This window comes from Sphingomonas sp. (genome assembly GCF_048594985.1).
In the GTDB taxonomy this organism is placed as follows: Bacteria; Pseudomonadota; Alphaproteobacteria; order Sphingomonadales; family Sphingomonadaceae; genus Sphingomonas_I.
Window position 1 is genome coordinate 1 of the sequence record NZ_JBMDXG010000059.1, and the last position, 5,911, is coordinate 5,911.

Annotated in this window: 6 protein-coding genes; 5 read left to right on the forward strand and 1 reads right to left on the reverse strand. The window is 66.1% G+C overall.

The window, feature by feature from the left end; all coding sequences use genetic code 11:
- On the reverse strand, window positions 1–2,417 hold a 2,417-nt coding region (locus tag ACOJSF_RS02135; RefSeq protein ID WP_420140589.1), incomplete at its 3' end, for an alkaline phosphatase PhoX.
- Between the two features lie 144 nt (window positions 2,418–2,561).
- Here ACOJSF_RS02135 and phhA point away from each other — a divergent pair.
- From phhA to groL, 5 genes are all read left to right on the forward strand, one after another.
- Window positions 2,562–3,425: a phenylalanine 4-monooxygenase gene (gene phhA / locus ACOJSF_RS02140; protein ID WP_420140590.1), complete on the forward strand. Its 864-nt coding sequence runs from the start codon at window positions 2,562–2,564 to the stop codon at window positions 3,423–3,425.
- A gap of 98 nt (window positions 3,426–3,523) precedes the next feature.
- Window positions 3,524–3,655 (forward strand): hypothetical protein, encoded by a 132-nt coding sequence (locus ACOJSF_RS02145; RefSeq protein WP_420140591.1) that lies wholly within the window; start codon window positions 3,524–3,526, stop codon window positions 3,653–3,655.
- A complete protein-coding gene (locus tag ACOJSF_RS02150; RefSeq protein ID WP_420140592.1) occupies window positions 3,645–4,040 on the forward strand; it encodes a type II toxin-antitoxin system death-on-curing family toxin in 396 nt (131 codons plus the stop codon). Before ACOJSF_RS02145 ends, ACOJSF_RS02150 begins: the two co-directional genes overlap by 11 nt.
- 237 nt (window positions 4,041–4,277) lie before the next feature.
- The gene (gene groES / locus ACOJSF_RS02155) at window positions 4,278–4,565 is read left to right on the forward strand and encodes a co-chaperone GroES (RefSeq protein ID WP_420140593.1); all 288 of its coding nucleotides are present in this window, start codon (window positions 4,278–4,280) and stop codon (window positions 4,563–4,565) included.
- A gap of 97 nt (window positions 4,566–4,662) precedes the next feature.
- Window positions 4,663–5,911 (forward strand): chaperonin GroEL (gene groL / locus ACOJSF_RS02160; RefSeq protein ID WP_420140594.1); only part of this gene is annotated, 1,249 nt, incomplete at its 3' end.

The following is a 5,911-nucleotide window of genomic DNA, read 5'->3' on the forward strand; positions in this document are numbered from 1 at the left end:
GTGAGGGCGATCGTCGCGGAGCGCGGCCGCGCGCCGCTGCCGCCGCTGCCCGCCTGATTGGCCGGCCAGTTGGAGGTGATGCGGGTCGGGTTTCCGTTCTCGCCGGGGTGCTGGATGTTGACGAACAGCGTGCGGCCGTCGGGGGTCGAATCAACGCCGGTGATCTCGCACTCCTTCGGCCCCACCAGGAAGCGGCGGAGCGTTGCGCCCGGCGCCTTGCCGCTGCGCGTGGTGGCGGCGCCGGTCGCCGTGCCGATCGTGTTGGTGATCGATTTGGTGCCGCCGTCGCCGACGCGCCCCGGCATCGCCGCCAGCATCATGCAGTTGGTGATGTCGGTATAGGCGCCGTCGTCGGTCTGCAGCCACATGACCGGCGTGACCTGCCCCGACGGATTGCTTGCCCGCCCGAACCACATGCCGTCGGGAGAAGAGAAATCGTTGCTCGCGTCGAGCCCCGACAGGTTGATGTTGTTGGGGTCGAGGTCCGCGCCCGCGCCGAACGCGTAGATGTCCCAGGTGAAGGTCAGCGCCTCGGTCGTGTCGCCCGTTTCGCGCAGGCGGACGATGTGGCCGTTGGCGTTGCCGTTGGTCTGCCCGCCGCCGACCTTGGGATCGGTGTAGGCGCGCGGATTGGCGGCGTCGGTGGTGGCGGGCGTGCGCGAGCTGTTGTTGGTCAGCGTGCAGTACATCTCGCCATTGGCGGGGTTGATCGCGGTCCATTCGGGGCGATCCATCTTGGTCGCGCCCACCGCGTCGGCGGCGAGGCGCGCGTGGATCAGCACGTCGGCCTGGTCGGCGAAGGGATAACTGTTCGCGCTCGTGAGCGGCCCCTGCCCGTAGACGAGCGGCAGCCACTGGCCCGATCCGTCGGCGTTGAAGCGCGCGACGTACAGCGTGCCGCTGTTCAGATATTTATCGCCCGTGGCCAGCCGGTCGGCGGGCGTCGCGTCGGCGGCGACCCACGGCGTCGCGGACACGAACTTGTAGAGATATTCGTTCTGCGCATCGTCGCCGGTGTAGAAAGCGGGACGCACGCCGGGCACGACGCGGCCCGCCCAGCAACCCTCGTGATTCATGCGGCCGATCGCGGTGCGCTTCCGCGGCGTCGAATTCTGCGTGTAGGGGTCGATCTCGACCACCCAGCCGAACTGGTTGGCTTCGTTGCGGAAGTCGCCCGTCCCATCGGTCGCGCCCGTCTGCGTGATGTCCCAGCGGCGATAGATCGTGCCGCCGCCCGCCGGGGTCACCGTCGACCAGGCGTAATTGCCCGCGCGCCCGGGCGCGATGCCGTAGCGGCGAAGCGCCGCGTCGGCCGCCGCCGGTCGCGCGCTGTCGGGCGTGTCACGGCGGAAATAGCCTGCCCAATTCTCTTCGTTGGTCAGGTACGTGCCCCACGGCATGTAGCCGTTGGCGCAATTGTTGATCGTGCCGCGCCCGGCGGTGCCGGTCGGCGAAAATTGCGTGCGCAGCAGCGGGCTGCCCGCCGCCGGCCCGCTGATCGTCATCGGCGTGAGCGGGGTGATGCGGCGGTTCAGCGCCGAATTCTGGACATAGGTCCAGCCGTTCGCGCCGCGCGTCACCTCGATCACCGATATGCCGTGGCACTCCATCTCCTTCAGCGCCTCGGCTTCGGGCCGGACGCCGCCGGTCGTGGTCGGGCCGTTGGGGTGGAGATAGGCCTGCGTGATATTCTCGTGGTTGAGCACGAGGAGGCCGCGCGCGCTGTTGTTCGCGTCGGGCGCACTGCCGCTCGCGGCGAGCCCGAAGAAGGACATGCCGTCATGATGGTCGCCGGCACGCGCCGAAAAGCCGGTATCGCTGCCGTCATTGGCATAAGCGGGGGTGGCGGCGGTGATCGGATCGCCCAGGCGATAGAGCACGGTCACGCTGTACCCGGCGGGGACGGTGACGATGTCGTTCATGTTCTTGGGCACGGCGGTGAAGTCGAGCTTGGCCGGGCTGACCGTCACGGTCGTGTCGCCGAAGCTGGAATGGCCGCGATCGCCCTGCACGTTGTAGCGGAAGACGAGCGGCGTGTCGGCGCTTACGCTCGGCGCGATGAAGCTGGCGGATCCGTCGCTGGCGGTGGTCAGCGTGACGGCCGGGCCGCTCAGCTGCGTGAAGGACCCTTGCGGACTGCCGATGCCGATGCTCGTGCCGGTCAGCTTGACGACCTTGCCCGAACTGGTCGCGCCGCTTGATCCGGCGCTGACGTTGATCGGGGCGGCGTCATCGCCGTCGCCGCACGCCGCGACCATGCCGCCGAACACCGCGACGGTGGCGGCGGTGACGCCCCCGAACAGCGTCTGCCGCCGCGAATAGCGCGCGTCGATCAGGTCGTTCAGTGACGGATTCGTGCTGCGATTGGTATCGATGTCACCGTCGGTATATGCGGCAATGTCGCGCGCGTCGCTCATCTGTGGCCCCCGGATTATGTGGTTGGGCGCCCTTTTGGAGCGGAGTTTTGACGCGCGCGTTTCGATCAAAAGTCAGATTCGTTACGCCGCTGCCGATGCGCGACCGCCATTGGTTTCGGCGTGCCGCCGGTTAGGATCGCATCCATGGCCCACGACTCGCTCACCCGCCCGCCCGAGGCCGCGTCCGACTGGACCGTGCCGCAGGATTGGGGCCGCTACACGGTTGAGGAGCATGCCGTGTGGGACACATTGTTCGCGCGCCAGTCCGCCTTGTTGCCCGGCCGCGCCGCGCCCGAATTTCTGGCCGGGCTCGACATCCTCCACCTGTCCAGGCCGGGCATTCCCGATTTCGCGGAACTGTCCGAACGGCTGATGAAGGCGACCGGGTGGCAGGTGGTGGCCGTGCCCGGGCTGGTGCCCGACGACGTCTTCTTCGACCATCTCGCCCACCGCCGCTTCGTTGCGGGGCGCTTCATCCGCCGCGCCGACCAGCTCGATTATCTGCAGGAGCCCGACGTCTTCCACGACGTGTTCGGCCATGTCCCGATGCTCGCCCACCCGGTCTTTGCCGATTACATGCAGGCCTATGGCGAGGGCGGGCTGCGCGCGATGCGCCACGGCGCGATCGACAAGCTCGCGCGGCTCTACTGGTACACGGTCGAATTCGGGCTGGTGCGCTCGGGCGACGGGCTCAACATCTATGGCGCGGGGATCGTGTCGAGCCGGGGTGAATCGCTGTTCGCGCTCGACGATCCGTCACCCAACCGGATCGGCTTCGACATGGAACGCGTCATGCGCACGCGCTACCGGATCGACGATTACCAGCAGGTCTATTTCGTGATCGACAGTTTCGACGCGCTGCTCCGCGCCACGCTCGAAACCGATTTCGCACCGCTCTACGCGCGACTGGGCGACCAGCCCGATCTCGCCCCGGGGGACCTGCTGCCGGGGGATCGCCTGCTGACTCGCGGGACGCAGGCTTATGCGATGGCGCGGGCCGGCGCCTGATCGCGGATTCACCTTTTTGTTGAAACCGGGCGACTATCTGCCCATTTTATAGGAGCTGCAGGGCGGGATGCGCCCCGGCAGGCTTGATGGAGGGCCAGATGGCGACGCAGGTGAAGACGACGCCCCGGCGCAAGCTCGACGCTCGTCCGCAGGCGGATTTCGACATGAAGGCCGCGCGCGCGCAGATCACCGAGCGGTATAAGAAGACCCTCGAATATCTTGGACGCTGAGCCGCGCTGGATCACCTACGAGGACGTCTGCGAAGCGCAGCTTGAGCAGATAGATCGCTTCGGCGGAACGTACGGAATACGCGACGCCGGCCTCGTGCAGAGCGCGGTGTCCAACCCGATCAACGCCTATCATTATGATGACGAGGATGATCTGCTCGTCCTGGCTATTCGCCTTGGCGTGGCGCTCGCGCGCAATCACGGCTTCGTCGACGGGAACAAGCGGACCGCTACCGTCTCGATGATCGCATTCCTCCAGGCGAATGGATTTGATCTGGACATGCCTGACGACACGTTGCTGGGCCGTATGCTTGAAGCGGTCATCACGTACGACATGACCGAGGAAGAATTCGCCGACCATATCATTGACTATATAGGTGAAATCTAGCGACTGGCGCGCGCGCCCCGCCTACATCGCTGCTAAAGGCCGGTCACGGCCCTTCCTGCATCGGCGAGTGTCAGTGATGCCTCAAAAATTCGGCGAAGCGCCGTTGACGCGGCCGGCACCGCTTCACATATGCGCGTTGGCACTCGGGATGCCGAAGTGCTAACAGGTTTTCAGGAAGCATTTGGGCGGGCTGCGGGCTGATCCGTATCCCGTCCTTGTTGCAGGAAAGGGACACATATGGGTTTCCGTCCGCTGCACGATCGCGTGCTGGTTCGCCGCGTCGAGGCCGAGGAAAAGACCGCCGGGGGCATCATCATCCCCGATACCGCCAAGGAAAAGCCGCAGGAGGGCGAGGTCGTCGCCGTCGGTGGCGGCGCGAAGGGCGATGACGGCACCGTCACCCCGCTCGACGTCAAGGCGGGCGACCGCATCCTGTTCGGCAAGTGGTCCGGCACCGAGGTCAAGCTCGATGGCGAAGACCTGCTGATCATGAAGGAAAGCGACATTCTGGGCATCGTCGGCTGACGCCGGCCGGTGGGCCTCGATGGCCTGCCGTCCCAGGGCATTCGCACCTGTCAACTTCGTCAACTTCGTCTCTTAACACAGTCAGAAAGGTAGCCAGATGGCAGCCAAGGACGTGAAATTCAGCCGCGACGCGCGTGAGCGCATCCTGCGCGGCGTCGACATCCTCGCCGATGCGGTGAAGGTGACCCTGGGCCCCAAGGGCCGCAACGTCGTGATCGACAAGAGCTTCGGCGCGCCGCGCATCACCAAGGACGGCGTCACCGTCGCCAAGGAGATCGAGCTCAAGGACAAGTTCGAGAACATGGGCGCGCAGATGCTGCGCGAAGTGGCCTCGAAGACCAACGACAATGCCGGTGACGGCACCACCACCGCCACCGTGCTCGCCCAGGCGATCGTGCGCGAAGGCATGAAGTCGGTTGCGGCCGGCATGAACCCGATGGATCTGAAGCGCGGCATCGACCAGGCGGTCGAGAAGGTCGTCGCCGACGTGAAGGCGCGTTCGAAGCCCGTCTCCGGCAGCCAGGAAGTCGCGCAGGTCGGCATCATCTCGGCCAACGGCGACACCGTCGTCGGCGAGAAGATCGCCGAGGCGATGGAGAAGGTCGGCAAGGAAGGCGTCATCACGGTCGAAGAGGCCAAGGGCCTCGAATTCGAGCTGGACGTCGTCGAGGGCATGCAGTTCGACCGCGGCTACCTCTCGCCTTACTTCATCACCAATCCGGAAAAGATGACGGTCGAGCTCAACGACCCGTACATCCTGATCCACGAGAAGAAGCTGTCGAACCTGCAGGCGATGCTCCCGATCCTGGAAGCGGTCGTGCAGTCGGGCCGTCCGCTGCTGATCATCGCCGAGGACATCGAGGGCGAGGCGCTCGCCACGCTCGTGGTGAACAAGCTGCGCGGTGGCCTCAAGGTCGCGGCCGTGAAGGCGCCGGGCTTCGGCGATCGCCGCAAGGCGATGCTCGAGGACATCGCGATCCTGACCAAGGGCGAGATGATCAGCGAGGATCTCGGCATCAAGCTCGAGAGCGTCACGCTGGGCATGCTCGGCCAGGCCAAGCGCGTCACCATCGACAAGGACAACACCACCATCGTCGACGGTGCGGGTGAGGAAGGCTCGATCAAGGGCCGCGTCGAGGCGATCCGCCAGCAGATCGAGAACACCACCAGCGATTACGACCGCGAGAAGCTCCAGGAGCGTCTCGCCAAGCTCGCCGGCGGCGTTGCGGTGATCAAGGTCGGCGGCGCCACCGAAGTCGAAGTGAAGGAACGCAAGGACCGCGTCGATGACGCGCTGCATGCGACCCGCGCCGCGGTGGAAGAAGGCATCGTCCCCGGCGGCGGCA

What these genes read in the sequence shown, in the direction of transcription:
- phhA (WP_420140590.1), top strand. Translation starts at nt 2,562, where the DNA reads ATGGCCCACGACTCGCTCACCCGCCCGCCCGAGGCCGCGTCCGACTGG.
- ACOJSF_RS02145 (WP_420140591.1), top strand. Translation starts at nt 3,524, where the DNA reads ATGGCGACGCAGGTGAAGACGACGCCCCGGCGCAAGCTCGACGCTCGT.
- groES (WP_420140593.1), top strand. Translation starts at nt 4,278, where the DNA reads ATGGGTTTCCGTCCGCTGCACGATCGCGTGCTGGTTCGCCGCGTCGAG.